Source organism: Roseicyclus sediminis (assembly GCF_025515305.1).
Taxonomy (GTDB): Bacteria; Pseudomonadota; Alphaproteobacteria; order Rhodobacterales; family Rhodobacteraceae; genus Roseibacterium; species Roseibacterium sediminis.
This window is the reverse complement of sequence record NZ_JAOPHT010000001.1, coordinates 433,285-450,987: the sequence shown is the minus strand read 5'-3', so window position 1 is coordinate 450,987 and position 17,703 is coordinate 433,285. Positions and strand designations below refer to the sequence as shown.

General features: G+C 68.5%; 16 protein-coding genes. 7 read left to right on the top strand and 9 right to left on the bottom strand.

Annotated features, from left to right (window positions below):
- Positions 1-46 precede the first annotated feature (46 nt).
- Entirely contained in the window at positions 47-940 is an 894-nt protein-coding gene (locus tag N8I71_RS02275) for a LysR family transcriptional regulator (RefSeq protein WP_262876292.1), read from the bottom strand.
- 93 nt (positions 941-1,033) lie between these two features.
- Here N8I71_RS02275 and N8I71_RS02270 point away from each other — a divergent pair, with 93 nt between their 5' ends.
- A complete protein-coding gene (locus N8I71_RS02270; protein ID WP_262876291.1) occupies positions 1,034-1,927 on the top strand; it encodes a Rossmann-fold NAD(P)-binding domain-containing protein in 894 nt (297 codons plus the stop codon).
- On the opposite strand, the gene N8I71_RS02265 is transcribed toward N8I71_RS02270, so the two are convergent.
- From N8I71_RS02265 to N8I71_RS02250, 4 genes are all read right to left on the bottom strand, one after another.
- Positions 1,894-2,784 (bottom strand): endonuclease/exonuclease/phosphatase family protein, encoded by an 891-nt coding sequence (locus tag N8I71_RS02265; protein ID WP_262876290.1) that lies wholly within the window; start codon positions 2,782-2,784, stop codon positions 1,894-1,896. The genes N8I71_RS02270 and N8I71_RS02265 overlap by 34 nt on opposite strands.
- A gap of 125 nt (positions 2,785-2,909) precedes the next feature.
- Positions 2,910-3,764, bottom strand: a complete 855-nt coding sequence (locus N8I71_RS02260) for a hypothetical protein (RefSeq protein WP_262876289.1) — start codon at positions 3,762-3,764, stop codon at positions 2,910-2,912.
- 252 nt (positions 3,765-4,016) lie between these two features.
- The gene (leuD, locus tag N8I71_RS02255; RefSeq protein ID WP_262876288.1) at positions 4,017-4,622 is read right to left on the bottom strand and encodes a 3-isopropylmalate dehydratase small subunit; all 606 of its coding nucleotides are present in this window, start codon (positions 4,620-4,622) and stop codon (positions 4,017-4,019) included.
- Positions 4,623-4,681: 59 nt separating this feature from the next.
- The gene (locus N8I71_RS02250; RefSeq protein WP_262876287.1) at positions 4,682-5,536 is read right to left on the bottom strand and encodes a DUF4198 domain-containing protein; all 855 of its coding nucleotides are present in this window, start codon (positions 5,534-5,536) and stop codon (positions 4,682-4,684) included.
- Between the two features lie 146 nt (positions 5,537-5,682).
- Here N8I71_RS02250 and N8I71_RS02245 point away from each other — a divergent pair, with 146 nt between their 5' ends.
- Both N8I71_RS02245 and N8I71_RS02240 read left to right on the top strand, forming a co-directional pair.
- Positions 5,683-6,681 carry a HupE/UreJ family protein gene (locus tag N8I71_RS02245; RefSeq protein WP_262876286.1) on the top strand — a complete coding sequence of 333 codons (999 nt, stop codon included), beginning with the start codon at positions 5,683-5,685 and terminating at the stop codon, positions 6,679-6,681.
- 12 nt (positions 6,682-6,693) lie between these two features.
- The gene (locus N8I71_RS02240) at positions 6,694-7,896 is read left to right on the top strand and encodes an MFS transporter (protein ID WP_262876285.1); all 1,203 of its coding nucleotides are present in this window, start codon (positions 6,694-6,696) and stop codon (positions 7,894-7,896) included.
- Between the two features lie 102 nt (positions 7,897-7,998).
- On the opposite strand, the gene leuC is transcribed toward N8I71_RS02240, so the two are convergent.
- The gene (leuC, locus tag N8I71_RS02235; protein WP_262876284.1) at positions 7,999-9,405 is read right to left on the bottom strand and encodes a 3-isopropylmalate dehydratase large subunit; all 1,407 of its coding nucleotides are present in this window, start codon (positions 9,403-9,405) and stop codon (positions 7,999-8,001) included.
- A 291-nt stretch (positions 9,406-9,696) separates the two neighbouring features.
- Between leuC and N8I71_RS02230 the strand changes: the two genes are divergently transcribed.
- Entirely contained in the window at positions 9,697-10,827 is a 1,131-nt protein-coding gene (locus N8I71_RS02230; RefSeq protein WP_262876283.1) for a hypothetical protein, read from the top strand.
- Positions 10,828-10,837: 10 nt separating this feature from the next.
- Here the strand turns inward: N8I71_RS02230 and N8I71_RS02225 are convergent, their stop codons facing one another.
- The gene (locus N8I71_RS02225) at positions 10,838-12,454 is read right to left on the bottom strand and encodes a thiamine pyrophosphate-binding protein (protein ID WP_262876357.1); all 1,617 of its coding nucleotides are present in this window, start codon (positions 12,452-12,454) and stop codon (positions 10,838-10,840) included.
- A 59-nt stretch (positions 12,455-12,513) separates the two neighbouring features.
- Between N8I71_RS02225 and N8I71_RS02220 the strand changes: the two genes are divergently transcribed.
- Positions 12,514-13,056 carry an NADPH-dependent FMN reductase gene (locus N8I71_RS02220; protein ID WP_262876282.1) on the top strand — a complete coding sequence of 181 codons (543 nt, stop codon included), beginning with the start codon at positions 12,514-12,516 and terminating at the stop codon, positions 13,054-13,056.
- Here N8I71_RS02220 and N8I71_RS02215 read toward each other — a convergent pair.
- Positions 13,053-14,087, bottom strand: a complete 1,035-nt coding sequence (locus tag N8I71_RS02215; protein ID WP_262876281.1) for an NAD(P)/FAD-dependent oxidoreductase — start codon at positions 14,085-14,087, stop codon at positions 13,053-13,055. The two genes, N8I71_RS02220 and N8I71_RS02215, sit on opposite strands and share 4 nt — an antisense overlap.
- A gap of 66 nt (positions 14,088-14,153) precedes the next feature.
- Here N8I71_RS02215 and mnmD point away from each other — a divergent pair, with 66 nt between their 5' ends.
- Both mnmD and N8I71_RS02205 read left to right on the top strand, forming a co-directional pair.
- Positions 14,154-14,831, top strand: a complete 678-nt coding sequence (mnmD, locus tag N8I71_RS02210; protein WP_262876280.1) for a tRNA (5-methylaminomethyl-2-thiouridine)(34)-methyltransferase MnmD — start codon at positions 14,154-14,156, stop codon at positions 14,829-14,831.
- Positions 14,828-15,703, top strand: coding sequence for a DMT family transporter (locus N8I71_RS02205; RefSeq protein ID WP_262876279.1), 876 nt, complete (start codon positions 14,828-14,830; stop codon positions 15,701-15,703). The genes mnmD and N8I71_RS02205 overlap by 4 nt, the downstream gene beginning before the upstream one ends.
- On the opposite strand, the gene N8I71_RS02200 is transcribed toward N8I71_RS02205, so the two are convergent.
- Positions 15,700-17,640 carry a lytic transglycosylase domain-containing protein gene (locus N8I71_RS02200; protein WP_262876278.1) on the bottom strand — a complete coding sequence of 647 codons (1,941 nt, stop codon included), beginning with the start codon at positions 17,638-17,640 and terminating at the stop codon, positions 15,700-15,702. The two genes, N8I71_RS02205 and N8I71_RS02200, sit on opposite strands and share 4 nt — an antisense overlap.
- Positions 17,641-17,703 lie beyond the last annotated feature (63 nt).

The window sequence follows — 17,703 nt, the reverse complement described above, 5'->3', positions numbered from 1 at the left end:
CTCTGGATCTGTGTTTCGCCCCGCCTATCCCGCAGCCCGGGAAGCGTCAAGAAAGCAGGGGGGCGATGCTGCGATCGAGGGCCTCCCAGACGGCGGCGATGCGGGGCTGGTGGCGCAGACCGGGATGCGCCGTCAGCCAGACCGGCAGCACCGGCATGGCCAGGTCGTGAAGGATCCGCCGCACCCCGGGCGTGCGGTCGGCCACCACGGTCTGCCCCACCCCGATCCCGCAGCCCGCGACGACGAAGTTCCAGTATGCGACCTGGTTGTCGGTGCAGGTGGCGAACCAGTCGCGCGTCACGTCGAACCCCATGTCGCGCAGGCCGCGCAACAGCTGCTCGTTGCGGTCGAAGCCGACCATCCGGTGCGTTCGCAGGTCTTCGGCCGTTGCCGGTTCGCCATGCCGGGCAAGGTAGCTTTCGGCGGCATAGAGCCCCAGCTGCAGGTCACCGAGATGACGTGTGACCATGTCGAGTTGCGTCGGCCGGTACATCCGGAGCGCGATGTCGGCTTCGTGGAACAGCAGGTTCTCCGTCGTGTCGCTGGCGATGACGTCGACGTCGATCTGCGGATGGCTCCGCTGCAAACCGGACAGGATATCGGGCAGGATGTGCACGGTCACGAAGACCGACGCCGTAAGGCGCACGCGTCCCGTCGCGGTCTGCGACGTGCCTGCCACCTGCAACGACAGGCGCTGCACCGCACTTCGCATGTCGCGCGCCATGGGCAGGATCGTCTCGCAGAACGGTGTCGGCCTCAGGCCGCGGGCGTGGCGTTGAAACAGCAGCTGGCCCAGCTTGTCCTCGGCGCTGCGAATGTGCCTGCCGATGGTGGGCTGGCTCTGCCCCAGCACCCGCGCCGCACCCGAGAGCGAGCCCGCCTCGGCCACCGCCAGAAGGGTGCGCAGCAGGGTCCAGTCCAGATCGCGGGCAATTTCCATTCAATAATGAATATCTAACTCCCGGATTATCGCAATATACCGTCGCAAATGAATGGGGCAGAACCCGTGCGTCGCCTTTGAAAGGAAAACGTGATGTCTCGGAAAGCCCTGATCCTCGGTGCGAGCGGACGCTTCGGCCGTGCCGCCGCCCATGCCCTCGAAGCCACCGGCTGGCAGGTGCAGCGATTCGACCGCCAGCGGGACAAACTGCCCACCGCCGCGCATGGCGCAGCCCTGATCGTGAACGCCTGGAACCCGCCCTATTCGCGCTGGGCGGCCGAAGTGCCCGGCCTGACGGCGGCCGTGATCGCCGCGGCACGGGACAGCGGGGCCGCGGTGGCGATTCCCGGCAACGTCTATGTCTACGGTGAGGACCTGCCGCCGGTCCTGTCTCCGGACACGCCGCACGGTGCCACACACCCCCTTGGGCGTATCCGCCGCGAGCTGGAAGATGCCTACCGCGCCGCGGGTGTCAGGACATTCGTGCTGCGGGCGGGCGATTTCCTCGACACCGAGGCGTCGGGAAACTGGTTCGACCGGGTCCTGGCCGCCGGGATCGACCGGGGCCGCTTCACCTATCCGGGTTCGCCGGATATCGCCCATGCCTGGGCCTTCCTGCCCGACCTCGCGCAGGCGCTGGCCGGGATCGCCGCGCGGCTGGACGACCTGCCGACATTCTCCGAGTTCACCTTCGAGGGGCACACGGCCACGGGAAGGCAACTGGCCGAAGGTATCGCGCGGGTCACGGACCGGCCGATACGCCTGAAGCGCATGTCGTGGCTGCCGATACAGCTCGCCCGGCCGTTCTGGCCCGAGGCGAAGCAAATTCTGGAAATGCGCTACCTCTGGGATCGTCCCCACAGCATCGACGGCTCGGCGCTGGCGGCGCTGATCGGCCCGCCGCCGCATCGGCCCCTGGACGACGCGCTGCGTGCGGCCGTCCAACCCCTGCTTCAGAAGTCGAGGTCGACCCAGACCAGCCGGTGATCCGAGGCCGTGGCCGCCTGGTCGCGCGACACGCCCAGCATGGGCGCCTCGTCCGGCCACAGGACGCCGGCGCCTGCCACCGAAAGCTCCGCGGCGGGCAGGATATAATCCACGCGCAGGTCGCCCGGGACAGGATCGGGCCAGTCGGCTGTTTCGCGGCCCCCGCCAGGCCGCATGGGTTCCGGATCCTGCAGGCGCGGATTGTCCAGCACGGCCCGGAGGGCCATGCGCCGACCCTCGCCACGCGCGGGATCGAGGTTGAGCGTGGCCATCAGCGCAAAATGCTCGCCCCTGAAGGGCGCCCCCTCGGGTGCCCAGCCGCCGAGATAGAGGTTCCAGAACCGCACCTCGTCCGCGTTGCGAAGGCCGTTGCGGTCCTCCGGTCCGTCGAAGACGGGCGGCGAGGCGTGGCTGGCGAGGACGTGGAACGGCCCGGACGGCGTCAGGACCTCGACGTCCCACGCACCGACCGAGTGCAGCGCAAGAAGCTCCAGTGCCTCGGGCGGCGTCACGTCGGTTGCGGCGTTGCCCGGAAGCGCGATCCAGGGCAGGGCGGTGAAGTCCCGAACCGTGCCGATCGGATACCGCGACAGGAGCGCCATCCCGCCGTCGCCGGTGAAATAGCCGAAGCCCTGCGCATCGCGGGCGCGCCAGGTCCGACCGTCGCCGTCGAGGTCCACGCCGGTCGGACGGCCGGTGTTCGGCGCGGGGGCGATCCTGTGGGGATAGGGCGAGCCGGCATCATCGAGCAGTTCGGCGAGGGCGGTCAGCGCGGCAAGGCCCGCGTCGTGGTCGATGTCGAGCAGCAGGATGATGTCCGCGTCCGCCGCCGCGATCAGGTCTCGCGTGGCTAGCACCGCCGGATCGTCCCTCGAGACGATGTCGCGCAGCAAAAGGCCGGGTCCGTCCCGGGACAGTGTCGTGTGGAAGACGGCAAGTCGCAGCGCCTCGGCGCCAACCGGCGCCGCGGCAAGGGCCGCAGCTATCGCGACAGGGCCGGCGAACCGGGCCCATCGGAGCCCAGGGAGGCGGTCAGCCGCGCGCGCCGCTGCCCGATCATGTCGGCGATTCGCCCCATCGCCAGTCCCCGCATCAGGAGGCTGAGCGGAATGAACATCCACAGCGTGATCCCCCAGACCATCGCGTGCGGAGAGGACAGCACGGCGATGTTGATATGGTTGGCCGCGATGACGGCCACCACCGGAAGCACGAATGGCGCGAAAACTCCTAAGATCACGTTAACGAGCGAATCGCGCCGCAACCTTTTCACGACGTCGCCGCCCGTGGTCGGATCGAAGGTGGGAAGGTTGATCCACACGTTGAACGAACTGCCGCGGTTCGGCCACTGGTGCAACCGGATCAGCAGTCCGAAGATGAAGATCGACAGCAGCATCACCAGAAGCGCGATGCCGGCCATGCCCTTGATCTTGGTGACCATGAAGGGCTCGAGCCCCGGCGGCAGGTGCGCGCCGATCATCTGCACCGGGCTGAACGGGAAATCGAGCGCGGATGCGACCAGGATCCCGAAGGCGTTGACGATGATGGCGAGGCTCGATCCCTGCCCGGGTTGGGCGTTTGCGACGAGGCTCAGCAGGAAAAGCGTCACGAAGAGCGTCAGGATGCGCACACGGTTGAAGGGCGGCGCGTCACGGAATTCGATCAGTCCGGGATAGGTTGCGGCATATTCCATGCCGACAAAGACGCCGAGGGCCAGCGCAACCAGCGTGACCACCTGCGTGCCCTCGGGACTGGTCCCGGGGATCAGCAGCGACGGTGTCGCGATCACGATGACCGCGATCAACGCACGTGCCAATGCACCTACGAGCTGGGTCAGCACTCACTCTACCTCAATCTCGAAGCCGGTTGTTCCGACTTCCTAGTTATGGAATCGGTCCGCTGCGTGTCCCGCTCGGTGCAAAATTGCGATGATTGAACCGAAACGGCGCCAACAACGCCCGATTTTTGCCACAAAACTGCCCAGATTTGACCGGCCGCGCAAGCGTGGCTCGCGCGCGGTTATCCACAGCGTCGCGGATTGAACACGACACTGTGCTGCAATTGCATCAGTTCCCGGAGTTGGGGCGGGCCTTCAGACCCAGGGACGCGCCTGTGCAGCCGCGGCCTCGAAACCATCGATCGCCGCCGCCTTCTCCAGCGTCAGGCCGATATCGTCCAGCCCGTTGAGAAGGCAGTGCTTGCGGAAGGCATCAACCTCGAACGCGATCGTGCCCCCATCGGGCCCCATGATCGTCTGGCTTTCCAGATCGACCGTGACCACGGCATTGGCGCCGCGCTCGGCGTCGTCCATCAGCTTGTCCACGTCCTCCTGCGGCAGGACGATGGGCAGGATGCCGTTCTTGAAGCAGTTGTTGAAGAAGATGTCGGCGAAGGACGGCGCGATCACGCAGCGGATGCCAAAGTCCAGAAGCGCCCAGGGCGCATGTTCGCGCGACGACCCGCAGCCGAAGTTCTCGCCGGCGACAAGGATCTGCGCCTCGCGATAGGCGGGCTTGTTCAGAACGAAATCCGGGATCTCGTTGCCGTCGTCGTCGTACCGCATCTCGTCGAAGAGGTTCTTGCCGAGGCCCGAGCGCTGGATCGTCTTCAGGAACTGCTTGGGGATGATCATGTCGGTGTCGACGTTGATCTGCGGCAGCGGCGCGGCGACGCCTGTGAGCCTGGTGAACTTGTCCATCGCGGCCTCCTCGGTTGCGGTCTTCCCGATAGCGCGCCGTCGCGCCACGGGCAAGCCGGTCAGGGTGTGGTCTCGGGTGCGGGCACCTCGAAGGTCAGGCTTGCCCACAGCGTGCGCCATTCCGCCGGGCCCTCGGCCTCCGAGCCCGCGGCGTCCGCATCCGGGTCCGTCGGCTCCATCGGCTCCAGCGTTACCGCGTTCACCAGATACTCCATTCCCGAATTGACCGGCAGAACGACGATGCCGTTTCCGTCGGTCTGAAACAGCTCGAGCTCCGCCTCGCCGCCGCCGGCGGGTCGCGAAAACACCTCGACCTGGGCCATGCGACGCGGCTCGCCGTCGAGCAGAAGCTGTACGGGAAGCGCGCCGGCGAGATCATCGACATATGGATTGGCCAAGGCGACAAGCTCCGTGCGCAGGCCGACGACGCTATCCTGTCCGCGGCCATGGCCGATCGCCACAAGCGACTTGGCATAGCGTACGTAGTCCTCGCGCACGTCGATCCGGTCGAGGCCCCGCGCTTCGTGCATCGCCATCACATCGCCCAGCCCCTTGTGGCCCGCGAAGGCTTCGAAACGGTCCCACTCGTCCCATGTCAGGGCGCGTGCCGTCGTCTCGTGCACGATCACCGCAAGGCCCTCGGGCAGGGTCTCGGCGGAAAGGGCGGGAATGTCGCCCAGCCGACCGTCGACGTCGAGCGGGCCTTCTGAAGTGAGGATCTCGAAGCGGACGAAATTCCGGGGTATGAAGCTCTGCGGAACGCCGCGGAACTCCTCGCCGACACGGAGGTCGGCGACGAGCGAAGCGTCCGCGGGCCAGCGATAGGCCTCGGGCGAAATCCAGAATTCGTGCGCAGCGACCTTGCCCACCCCGAGCGACAGGGCGAGGGTTGCGGCCATAGCCAGACGGAGCATCGAGCGTGTCCTTTCCCTTCCGAATCCCCTCCTGTTGCCGATCGGTGCTGCTGTCAATGGCCTTGGCGGTCACGATTGGGTCGGCGGGCGCCCATGAAATCCGCCCCACCGTCGCGGATGTGGAGGTTGCACAGACGCAGGCGACCGTGTCGCTTCGTATCGCGCTCGAGCCGCTTCTGGCCGGAATCGACCTCTCTTCGGTCGGTGATACGGACGATGCGCCCGAGGCCGTTCTCTACGACCGGTTTCGCGCCATGGACGGGGACGCGCTCGAGGCCGCGTTCAGGGAAGCGTGGCCCCGCATCTCCCAGGGCCTGACGATCCAGGTGGGGGACAGGCGGCTGGAACCCGAGATCGTCGCGCTGGAAATTCCCGCGCCCGGAGATCTGGAACTGCCGCGCTATTCCATCCTCACGGTCATGGCGGAACTTCCGCCGGGCGACGAAGGCGTGCAGATGGGCATCGCTCCCGGCTGGGGCACGTTCATCCCGCGCCAGACCGGCGGCGGCGACGATGCCTATGAGGGATTTCTCGCGGGTGGCGAACTGACCCCGCCCCTGCCGCGCACCGAAGTGCTGACCGAAGGCGCGGGGACGGTATTCCTGCGCTACATCGGTGCCGGGTTCGAGCATATCGTGCCGCTCGGGCTCGACCACATCCTCTTCGTCCTGGGGCTCTACTTCTTCGCCACGACGGCCGGCCCGCTTCTGTGGCAGGTCACGGCCTTCACGCTGGCGCACACGCTGACGCTGGCGCTGGCCGCCACGGGTGTCGTCGCCGTTCCGGCAAGCGTGGTCGAGCCCCTGATCGCCGCAACCATCGTCTATGTCGGGGTGGAGAACACGCTGGGGTTCGGCAGTATCCGGGGGCGCACGCTCCTCGTGTTCTGTTTCGGGCTTCTGCACGGGCTGGGCTTCGCCAGCGTGCTGGGCGACTACGGGATCGCAAGCGGCCGCTTCGCCGCCGCGCTCGTGGGATTCAACATCGGGGTGGAGATCGGCCAGCTGGCCGTGATCGGCATGGCGCTGGCGTTGACCGGGTGGTTCCTCTCGCGGTCCTGGTATCGCCGGGTCATCGCCATTCCGGCTTCGCTGGCCATTGCCGCGATCGGGGCCTATTGGGTGGTGGAACGCACCCTGCTCTGACGGCATTCCGACATGTTCCGCTTTCTGGCCGAGAACCGGCGATGGCTCGCCACGGGCCTGCTTCTCGCGTTCGGCTCGTCCTTCGGGCAGACGTATTTCATTTCCCTCTTTGCCGGCGAGATCCGGGCCGAATACGGGCTGAGCGACGGGGACTGGGGCCTCCTCTACACGCTCGCCACACTCGGATCGGCGGCGCTTCTGCTCGGACGGGGATCATGGGCGGACACGGTCCCGCTGTCCCGGCTGGCCCCCTTGGTCGCCGCGGCCTTCGCGGGCGCCGCGGCGCTGATGGCGCTCGGGACGTCGATCTGGACCCTCGGGATCTCGGTGTTCCTCCTGCGGTTCTGCGGGCAGGGCATGTTCAGCCATATCAAGATGACGGCCATGGCGCGCTGGTTCGTGGCGACCCGGGGCAGGGCGATCGCGCTGACCAACCTCGGCTACCCGCTGGGCGAGGTGCTCCTGCCGCTGCCGGCGGTCCTGCTGATGGCGGCGATCGGCTGGCGCGCCTCCTGGGGGGTGGTGGCCGCGGTGATCGCGCTGGCGATCCTGCCGGCGCTGCTCGTTTTGCTGGCGCGGAACCGCGCGCCGCAGGGATCCGCCGGCGGCGAAGGCGCCCCGGGCATGGATGGTCGCCACTGGGGCCGGGCGGAGGTGCTGCGCCACTGGTTGTTCTGGGCGCTGATCCCGCTCCTGCTGACGCCGGGGTTCATCGGCACGGTGATCTTCTTTCACCAGGTCCATGTCTCGGAGGTGAAGGGCTGGACCCTGCAGGCCATGGCGCCGGGGTATCCGGCCTACGCCGCCGCCACGGTCTCGACCGCCTTTCTCGCGGGATGGGCGGCCGACCGCTTCGGGCCGGCGCGGATCCTGCCCGTGATGGTTCTGCCGATGGCGGCGGGGATCATCCTGATCGGCGCGGCGGAGACTCCTCTGGGCTGGATCGCCGCGCTGGGCGTCACCGGCATCACGCAGGGGATGGCGGGTACCACCTGGGGCACGCTCTTGCCGGCGGTCTACGGAACACGGCACCTCGGGGCGGTGCGGTCCATGGCCACCGCGCTCATGGTGCTGTCGACGGCGATCGGGCCGGGGATCACCGGCGTCCTGATCGACCGCGGCCTCGATTTCCCCCAGCAGGGTCTTGCGATGGGCCTCTGGTGCCTGGCGCTCAGCGTCGCAATGGTCCCGGTGGCGCGCAAGCTGCTGCGCTGAGCGGCCGGAGTTTTGCAAAACTCCGGGCCAGTCCCTTGCAAGGGACTGGCAACGCCCTTGGAAGGGCGTGGCCAGGCTTTTGAAAAAGCCTGGCCACGCGGGTCACATCATCTCGCGCACGTCGGTGAGCCGGCCCGTCACCGCGGCGGCGGCGGCCATGGCCGGGCTCATCAGGTGGGTGCGTCCGCCGCGTCCCTGCCGGCCCTCGAAGTTCCGGTTCGACGTCGCCGCGCAGCGTTCCCCGGGGCTCAGCTGGTCGGGGTTCATCGCAAGGCACATGGAACAGCCTGCGAGCCGCCATTCGAAGCCGGCTTCCTTGAAGATGTCGGCGAGCCCCTCCTCCTCGGCCTGGGCGCGCACGAGGCCCGAGCCGGGGACGACCATGGCGCGGATGCCGTCCTTGATCTTCTTGCCCTTTAGGATCGCGGCGGCGGCCCGAAGGTCCTCGATCCGCCCGTTGGTGCAGGAGCCGATGAAGACCGTGTCGATCTCGATGTCCTTCAGCGGCGTGCCGGGCAGGAGGCCCATGTACTCCAGCGACCGTTTCGCCGCCGAGACCTTGCCGCCAGCGAAATCCTCGGGTGCGGGGACGGTCGCGGTGATCGGCAGAACATCCTCGGGCGAGGTGCCCCAGGTCACCACCGGCGCGATGTCCTCGCCCCGGATCGTGACGACCTTGTCCCAATGGGCGTCATCGTCGGAATAGAGCGTCTTCCACCAGGCCAACGCGGCCTCCCACTGCGCACCTTTCGGCGCGTGGGGGCGGCCCTTGACGTAGTCGAACGTAGTCTCGTCCGGCGCGATCAGGCCCGCGCGCGCGCCACCCTCGATCGCCATGTTGCAGACGGTCATCCGCCCCTCCATGGAGAGCGAGCGGATCGCCTCGCCGCAATACTCGATGACGTAACCGGTGCCGCCCGCCGTGCCGGTATGGCCGATGACGGAAAGGGTGATGTCCTTGGCGGTAACGCCGGGGCCGAGCTTCCCGGTGATCTCCACCTTCATGTTCTTCGACTTCTTCTGGATCAGCGTCTGGGTGGCCAGCACGTGCTCCACCTCGGACGTGCCGATGCCATGCGCCAGCGCGCCGAAGGCGCCATGGGTCGCGGTATGGCTGTCGCCGCAGACCACGGTCATGCCGGGCAGCGTCCAGCCCTGTTCGGGCCCGACGATGTGGACGATGCCCTGCCGGACGTCGGAGACCGGGTAGTAGTGGATGCCGAAATCCCGCGCGTTCTTGTCGAGGGCCGCCACCTGGATGCGGCTGTCCTCGGTCATGTTCTCAGGATTCTCGCGGCCTGCCGTGGTCGGCACGTTGTGGTCCGGAACCGCGATCGTCTTGTCGGGCGCGCGAACCGACCGCCCGGCCATGCGAAGCCCTTCGAAGGCCTGCGGACTCGTGACCTCGTGGACGAGGTGGCGGTCTATGTAGAGAAGGCTGGTGCCGTCCTCGGCCGCGTGGACGAGGTGTGCGTCCCAGATCTTGTCGTAGAGTGTCTTGCCGGTCATGTCAGGTTATCCTTCGGGGTCTCGTGGGCGATCCGCGTGGTGCCGTCGGCACCGGCCTACCGCCCGCCGAGGCGGGACAGTCGCGCCCCGAAGAACCGCCAGGGCAGGCGATCCCGATCGCAGATGTCGAAAATCCCGTTCATCACGCCGCGCAGATACAATGCCGTCGCGCGGAATCCAAGTCTCCGCGACGTGTCGACGGGCCGCCGCGCGTGCCCCGCGCCTGCCGTCTTCCCGCCAAGTTGCGCAGATACACCCTCCCGCTGTCGTACGCGTTCAAAGGAGGCCGCCATGCGCCGTTCCATCCTGGCCATTGTCCTGTCGTTTCTCGCCCCGGCCGTTGCCTCGGCGGAGCCCGAAACGCACTACGTCGGCATCTACGAGGGCAACGAACGGACCGGCGCGCGCATCCACGGCCCCGAGGCGCGGCTGCGGGTCGACCGCCCCGGTGCGGAGGTCACCCTGATCCTCGCCGATTACGGGCCGGTCCGCTGGTTCGTCGACGTGTCGCCCGCGACCGTGCTGCGCGAGATCGTCCTCGCGGGGTATCGGCCGGAACGTTCCGAGGTTCTCGTGAATGGCGCGCCAACCGAAGTCTTGCGCCGTGACCCGGACATGCCCGACCCCCGCAACGTCGATGGCCGGCCCTTCCGCGAACTCGTGACGCATCTCGCCACCCGGACGGACCTGCCGCCGCTGACAAGCGTCACGGCGTCCTATCGCGCGCCCGAACAGGGCTTCGCCATCGATCCGGCTTCGGGGCCGATCCCGGCGATGCGGCTCGACTACCTCGCCGACGCTGTCCGTCCCGAACGGCTGACCCCGGCGCTGCGTGCGGCGATGGACGCGCGGAAAGGGGAGGAGCTGATTTTCGACGACGAGGGATTCGCGCTGACCGAGGGCGGCGCGGTCCGTCGATTCGACGTGACGCTCGACGTGCCGGAGATCGGGTCGCCGACCGGCGCCGCGATCGACACGCGGCGCGGCCTGTTCTACGGCATTACGGTCGGGGGCGAGGGTTTTCTCTATGCGCTCGACCCCGAGACGGGACGCTGGAGCGTCCTGCGCAGCATGGACGGTTGGGACGCCGACGGCATGCTTTACGACCCGGTGCGCGACAGGCTGATCGTGTTCGGGCGCAACTGGGGCACGGACCGGCTTGCCATCGCGATCCTCGATCCTTCGCAGGAGGCGCGGACGGTGCTGGAGGTCGAACGGCAGGTCGACGACTTTCCGGGCCTTTCAGATCTCTACGACGTGGGCAACACGCGGCCGCCTCCGCTTGGCCCGGTCGCGGTGGATGGCGACGTCGTCCTGCTCCAGACCCGCGGGTCCTGGCCCGAAAACGATCCGGACGCACGGCGCAGTTACGTGATCGACCTTGCGTCGGGCGAGGTCGCGCTGGTCGGCTACCGCGACTGAACGGAAGGGCTCAGAGCGACTTGGTGGTGCTGAGCATCCGCGGATCGAGCACCAACTCGATCAGGTGGAGGCCGCCCTTCCGGGCCGTCCCGAAGGCCTCGGCGAACTGCGCGGTCTCCGTCACCCGGTGCCCGGTGCCGCCATAGGCCGAGGCAAGCTGCACGTAGTCCGGGTTGAACAACTCGGTCCCCGAGACGCGGCCGGGATAGTGGTTCTCCTGGTGCATCCGGATCGTGCCGTAGCGCCCGTTGTTGGCGATGACGACGATGATGTCCGCGCCGTGCTGCCGGGCCGTCGAAAGCTCCTGCATCGTCATTTGCAGGCAGCCGTCCCCGGCGAGGCAGACGACGGTCCGCTCCGGGTGACGCAGCTTCGCGGCGACGGCTGCGGGCAGACCATAGCCCATGGAGCCGGAGGTCGGAGCAAGCTGCGTCCCCTTGCGGCGGAACCGGTAGTAGCGGTGGAGAAAGGCAGCGTAGTTCCCCGCGCCATTGGTGACAATGGTCTCGGGGTCCGCGTTGTCGCGCAGCCACAGGATCACCTGTTCCAGCTTCACCCCGCCGGGGGTTTCCTGCGGTGTCTGCCATGCCTCGTAGTCGGCCCGTGCGGCCAATGCGCCCCGGTCGGGGGCCGCGGTGTCCGGCAGGGCGGCGACAAGGCGCGCCAGCACCTTGCGCGGGTCGGCGGCCAGCGCGAAGTGCGCGGGATAGACTCGCGAAGCGCCGTCGGGATCGGACGAGACCTGCACGATCGTCGGCGGCGCATCGCGGTCGAGCAGTTCGAATTCGCGCGTCGTGATGTCGTTCAGTTCCGCGCCCAAAAGGAGGATCGCGTCGGCCTGCGACAGGCGTTTTCCCAGCGCCGGGTTCATCCCCACGCCAAGGTCCCCGGCGTAGTTGGGGTGGTCGTTGTCCACGTAATCCTGCCGCCGGAAGGTCACCGCGAGCGGCGCGCCGAGGCGCTTGGCTAAGTCACCGGCCCGCATGGCGTCTTCGCTTCCCCACCGGGAGCCGCCGAGCAGGATCATGGGCCGCTCCGCCACCTGCATGATCGCCGTAATCCGCGCGATGGCGTCGTCGTCCACGCCGGTCCCGGCGGGCTGCGCGACGATCTCGCCGGGCGCCTCGGTCTCGTCCGACAGCACGTCCTCGGGCAGCGCCACAACCACCGGCCCCGGCCGCCCGCTCTGCGCCATCAGGAATGCCCGGTCGATGTACTCGGCGAGGCGATCGGTGCGCTCGACCTCGGCCACCCACTTCACCAGCGGCCCGAAGAACGCGCGGTAGTCCACCTCCTGGAACGCGTCCCGGTCGCGGTGGCGCAGCGGCACCTGCCCGACGAAGACGACCAAGGGTGTCGCGTCGTGCATGGCGACGTGGAGGCCGGAACTTGCATTCGTCGCCCCCGGACCGCGCGTGACGAACAGCACGCCGGGTCGCCCGGTCAGCTTGGCATCGGCCTCGGCCATCATCGCGGCGCCGCCTTCCTGCCGGCAGACGACGTTCTGGATGTCGTGGTCGAAAAGCCCGTCCAGCGCGGCGAGGAAGCTTTCGCCCGGCACCGAGAAGACCCGGTCCACCCCGTGCAGCGCCAGCCTGTCGGCCAGGATTTTTCCGCCGTGTTTGATGGTCACCGCCGCCTCCCGCCTTAAATCCGCGAAAAGGTTTTTGTCAGGAGGCAGGGGTGATGTCGAGCGGAAGGCTACTTGGGATCCGCGGCTCGCTGCGGAAGGGGTCCTACAACCGCAAGCTGATGCTGGAGGCCGCGCGGCTCTTCGATCCGGCGGAGTTCGTGGATGCCGATCTGCGCCTGCCGCTCTATGATGGCGACCTCGAGGACGCGGAGGGTATTCCCGCCGCGGTGCAGATGCTGGCCGATCAGATCGCGTCGGCCGATGCCGTCGTGATCGCCGGGCCGGAATACAACAAGGCGCTGTCCGGTGTTCTGAAGAACGCGCTCGACTGGGTCAGCCGGACGAAGGGCGGGCCGTGGCGCGGCAAGCCGGTGGCGATCATGTCGGCGGCAGGCGGGCGCGCCGGGGGCGAGCGGACGCAGTTCTCGCTCCGGCTGTGCATGATGCCGTTCCGGGCCAATGTCCTTCCGGGGCCCGAGGTTCTGGTCGGCCTCGCGTCGGAGCAATTCGACGCGGAAGGGCGTCTGATCAACGACCGCAACCTCGCCGCGCTGCAAGAGCTCATGGCGGATCTGCGCGCGGCCGCGAAGCTTTAGGCGAGGCTTGCCTCCGGCCGGAACTCGGGCGGGATCGCATCGATGCCGGCGATCACGAGATCGGCCATGAGCTTCGCCACGAGTGGCGCCATCCCGAAGCCGATCTTGAAGCCGCCATTGGCGATGAATTCGCCGTCATGGAGAGGGTGGCGGCCCAGCATCGGCGCGCGGGAGCGGGCGCGCGGCCGCAGGCCCGCCCATCGTTCGATCACGGGGGCGTCGCGCAAGGCGGGGCAAGCTGCGCGCGCGGCGGCGATCACCTCGTCGAGTTTCTCGTCGGTGCTGGCGGGATCGTCCCATTCCCGCTCGGAGGTGGAGCCGATGGCCACGGTCCCATCGCCATGTGGCACGATGTGGAGCCCGTCGGCGTAGACCTGCGGCACGGGGCCGAGGTCGCGGGCGAGCGTCGCCGCCTGCCCCTTCACGCCCGCGCCGACGATGCGGTTGCCCGCGATGCCGTTGAGCTCCCACAGACCGGCGACGCCCGTCGCGTGGATCACGGTATCGCCCTTCGGGGCATCCGCCGTCACCGACACCCCTTTCGCCGCCAGCGCCCGCACCAGTGCGGCCAGCGCCTGGCGCGGATGCAGCCGGGCGGACAGCGTGTCGTGCACGACGAGGCCCGTGGGGCTGTCGACAAGGCCGGGGAAGGTGTCGGCCGGCAGAATCTCCCAGCGATAGCGCCCCTGCCAGAGGTCGTGCGCCGAAGCCGCGCGTTCCCGCGCGCGGTCCACCGCATCGGCGTCGGCGAGTGGCTGGATGCGGCCTGCGCGGGCATAGAGCGGATCGAGGCCCGTTGCCGCCCCGACACCTGCCCAGAACCCCTCGGCCATGGCGAGGCTCTCGAACTGCAGCGCCTTCTTGGTGTTCCAGGCTTCCGGCACATGCGGGGCCAACGCGCCAACGAGCCCGCCGGAGGCCCCGGCGCCGGGACCATGGGGGTCGACGACGCTCACCCGTTCGCCGCGCTCGACGCAGGCCCAGGCGATGCTCAGCCCGAAGATCCCGGCGCCACGGACGACGATGTGCATTGCAAGTCCCCGCGGTCTGGAAGAGGGTCGCGCCATTGAACCGGCCCCCGAGACCTAGACCAGCCCATGAGCGATAACCAGTCGTCCGAGGCGCATCCGCTTGAGTGGCGGGGCGGCGTGCCGGTGTCGGCCCGTTTCGACGACCCGTTCTATTCGCTGGAGGACGGGCTGTCGGAGTCGCGCCATGTCTTTCTTGGTGGAAACGACCTGCCCGCGCGGTTCGCCGACGGGTTCCACATCGGGGAACTCGGCTTCGGAACCGGCCTGAATTTCGTCGCGGCCGCGCTGGCCTGGCGGGCGGCGGGCGTGGATGGCACGCTCCGCTTCACGAGCTTCGAGGCCTATCCGATGGCGCCGCGCGACGCGGCCGATGCGCTGGCGCAGTTTCCCGAGGCCGAACCCTTCGCGCCGATGATCCTCTCCGCACTGGGTGGATCCGGTCCTGTGGATAACTTAGGGATAACCCTAAGTATCGTTTTCGGCGATGCGCGGGACACACTCTCTTGTTGGGAGGGCAAGGCCGATGCCTGGTTTCTCGACGGCTTCGCGCCGGCGCGGAACCCCGAACTCTGGGAGCCGGACCTGTTGCGATCCGTGGCCCGCCACACCGTGCCCGAAGGGACCTGCGCGACCTATTCTGCCGCCGGGTCCGTACGCCGCGCGCTGGCCGAGGCGGGTTTCATCGTCGAGCGCGTTCCGGGCTATGGACGCAAGCGGCACATGACGGCGGGGCGCCTGAAATGACCGAGCAGAACGCCCGCCTCGGCATCCTCCTGATGATCGCGACGACCTTCGTCTTCGCCATGCAGGACGGGATCAGCCGTTACCTTGCCGGGGAATATAACGTCCTGATGGTGGTGATGATCCGCTACTGGTTCTTCGCCGCCTTCGTCATCGCCATCGCGTCGCGCAGCCGGGGCGGTCTCGCCCGGGTCGCGCGCACCGATCAGCCGCTTCTGCAGATCGGGCGTGGCGCGCTTCTCGCCATCGAGATCTGCGTCATGGTTCTGGGCTTCACGCTTCTCGGTCTTGTCGAGAGCCACGCGGTCTTCGCGGTCTACCCGCTGCTGATCGCGGCGCTCTCGGGGCCGATCCTCGGAGAAAGCGTCGGGTGGCGGCGCTGGGCGGCGATCGGAGTGGGCTTCGTCGGTGTTCTCGTCATTCTCCAGCCCGGCCTTCGCGTCTTCGAGATCGAGGCGCTCGTGCCACTGACCTCGGCGTTCATGTTCGCGCTCTACGGTCTTCTGACCCGCTACGCGGCACGCAAGGACAGCGCCGAGACCAGCTTTTTCTGGACCGGAACCGTGGGCGCGGTGGTGATGACGGCGGTCGGCGTCTGGTACTGGGAGCCGATGACCGGGGGCGACTGGCTGTGGATGGCGGCGCTCTGTGTCACGGGCGCGACGGGCCACTGGCTCCTGATAAAGACCTACTCGGTCGCGGAGGCGAGCCTCGTGCAGCCCTTCGCCTATTTCCAGCTGCCGTTCGCGGCGGGGCTGGGGATGGTCGTGTTCGGCGAGACGCTGGAATGGAACGTCGCCACGGGCGCGGCGATCGTCGTGTCGGCGGGCCTGTTCACCCTGTGGCGGGCGCGGGTGAAGGCGCAGGGCGGTTAACGCAGAAGCCGCTCGGCCAGCCCGACCTCCGGCAAGTTCCCGGTCAGCTGCGCCTCGTAGATGGCGAGGCTTTCGGTCACGCGCATGATGTAATTCCGCGTCTCGGTGAAGGGGATCGCCTCGATCCAGTAGACGATCGTATCCTCGTCCTCGCGCCGGGGATCGCCGAAGCGTTCGATCCATTCCGAGGCGCGGCGCGGCCCGGCGTTGTAGCCGGCGGACACGAGAACCACGTTGCCGCCGAACCGTTCGTTCAGACCCGCGATATAGGCGGTGGCGAGGCGCGCGTTGTAGTCGGGATCGGACAGGACGCGCCCCTCGTCATAGGCAATGCCGAGTTCCGCGGCCGTGTCCCGCCCGGTTCCGGGCATCACCTGCATCAGGCCCATGGCGCCCGCGTGGCTGACGACGGAGGGATTGAACTCGGACTCCCGCCGCGCGATCGACAGCGCGAACGCGGCGTCGATGGGCCAGTCGCCTTCGGCGAGGTCGGTGACGGGGTAATAGGCGCGCATGATCTCGTAACCGTTCTGCGCCGCCCGCTTGGCGATGCCGAGGGCGATATGCGGGTTCCCGAGCTCCAGCGCGAAGTCACCGAGCATCCCGGCCTCGGCGCGCGACAGCGTTTCGGTGAGGTGCGTGAGGAAGCGTTCGGCAAGATCTTCCTCCCCGGCTTCGTAGAGCAGAAGCGCGGCATGGAAGACCTCGGACGAGGTGAAGGACGCGCTGCGCCAGGGGCCGTAGTCCTCCTCGGCGAGGAAGGCGGGGTCCATCGGCAGTCCGCCCCGCTCGGCGGCGAGCTGGCCATAGAAGCTCGACTGGTATTCCGCGCCGAGCGCGTAGGCCTCGGCAGCTGCGGTCGCGTTGCCCATGGCCTCGTGCGTCCGGCCGAGCCAGTAGCCCGCGCGGCCCATGGAAATGGGGCTGGCGACCGTGTCGGTGAAGGACCGGAAATGCCCCAGCGCGGTTTCGTGGCGGCCGAGCCGGAAGGCGCAGTAGCCCGCGATCCACTCCAGCTCGGCATAGGCGCTGTCGTCCGCGCCGCGCGGCAGGAAGTGGTTCGCGGCATAGTCGTAGCAGGTGCCGAACTGCCCTTCGCGCATCACGTCGCGGGCGAGATCGGCGCGCCGGTCGGCCCATGCGGCGGGTCGGCCAAGCGCCTCGGCCGAGGTGGAACGTTCTGCCAGAAGCTCTCCGGCGCTGTCCCAGTAGCCCGACCGGATGCGCCAGATGAAGCGCTCGAAGGCGAGGCCCGGATCGTCGCGGAGCGCGGCCGGCACCGCCTCGATGGCCGCATCGACGCCCGGACGCCGCTCGCGGAGCGCAAGCCGCGCTTCGGCCAGCGCGTGCCAGCCCTCGGGCACGAGCGGGAACATGGCGCGGGCCCGGTCTTCGGCACCTTCCCACAGCAGGTGGTCGAGCCGTTGTTCGTGATAGTCGCCCTCGTTCAGCAGCGACTGGAACCCGGTCCTGAGCGCCGAGGCCTCGTCGCCCGACATGGTGAGGCCGGTCCATGCCGCCACCGCCACGGCGTTCGCCGCCTCCGTGTTCCCGCGGGCGAGGAGCGCCTCGGCCAGCGCGAGGGCCCCCAGTCCCGTGCGCGGTTCCTCGTCGCCGAAATAGGCGATGATGCGGGCGGGGTCAGCGCCGCGGGGGATCGACGGCTCGCCGCGGGCCCGCAGGTAGGGCATCCCGGGCCAGTCGGGATTGCGCTCGAGAAAACTGGTGTAGTCGGCAAAGTCCGCGCCACCCCGGCGCAGGCGCGTCCATTCGACGATGTCGCGCGCGACCGGGTCGTCGAGCCGACCCGCCGCCTCCGCGGCGAGATCGGTGTCGCCTTGTGCCAGCGCGCGCAGCGCGAGGCCGAGCGCGTCGGCGTCGGCAAACGCGGGCACGGGTGGCAGAACGAGGCAGATCGCAAGCAACAGTCGACGCATCGAGCCCTCCGGCATCCATTGCGGATCCACAGGATATCGCGGCAGTCGCGGCTGGCAACTCAC

Excerpts from the sequence above, each read along its gene's own strand:
- N8I71_RS02200 (WP_262876278.1), bottom strand. The coding sequence starts at position 17,640 with ATGCGTCGACTGTTGCTTGCGATCTGCCTCGTTCTGCCACCCGTGCCC.
- leuD (WP_262876288.1), bottom strand. The coding sequence starts at position 4,622 with ATGGACAAGTTCACCAGGCTCACAGGCGTCGCCGCGCCGCTGCCGCAG.
- N8I71_RS02270 (WP_262876291.1), top strand. The coding sequence starts at position 1,034 with ATGTCTCGGAAAGCCCTGATCCTCGGTGCGAGCGGACGCTTCGGCCGT.
- N8I71_RS02205 (WP_262876279.1), top strand. The coding sequence starts at position 14,828 with ATGACCGAGCAGAACGCCCGCCTCGGCATCCTCCTGATGATCGCGACG.
- N8I71_RS02220 (WP_262876282.1), top strand. The coding sequence starts at position 12,514 with ATGTCGAGCGGAAGGCTACTTGGGATCCGCGGCTCGCTGCGGAAGGGG.
- leuC (WP_262876284.1), bottom strand. The coding sequence starts at position 9,405 with ATGACCGGCAAGACACTCTACGACAAGATCTGGGACGCACACCTCGTC.
- N8I71_RS02275 (WP_262876292.1), bottom strand. The coding sequence starts at position 940 with ATGGAAATTGCCCGCGATCTGGACTGGACCCTGCTGCGCACCCTTCTG.
- N8I71_RS02240 (WP_262876285.1), top strand. The coding sequence starts at position 6,694 with ATGTTCCGCTTTCTGGCCGAGAACCGGCGATGGCTCGCCACGGGCCTG.
- mnmD (WP_262876280.1), top strand. The coding sequence starts at position 14,154 with ATGAGCGATAACCAGTCGTCCGAGGCGCATCCGCTTGAGTGGCGGGGC.
- N8I71_RS02215 (WP_262876281.1), bottom strand. The coding sequence starts at position 14,087 with ATGCACATCGTCGTCCGTGGCGCCGGGATCTTCGGGCTGAGCATCGCC.
- N8I71_RS02230 (WP_262876283.1), top strand. The coding sequence starts at position 9,697 with ATGCGCCGTTCCATCCTGGCCATTGTCCTGTCGTTTCTCGCCCCGGCC.
- N8I71_RS02250 (WP_262876287.1), bottom strand. The coding sequence starts at position 5,536 with ATGCTCCGTCTGGCTATGGCCGCAACCCTCGCCCTGTCGCTCGGGGTG.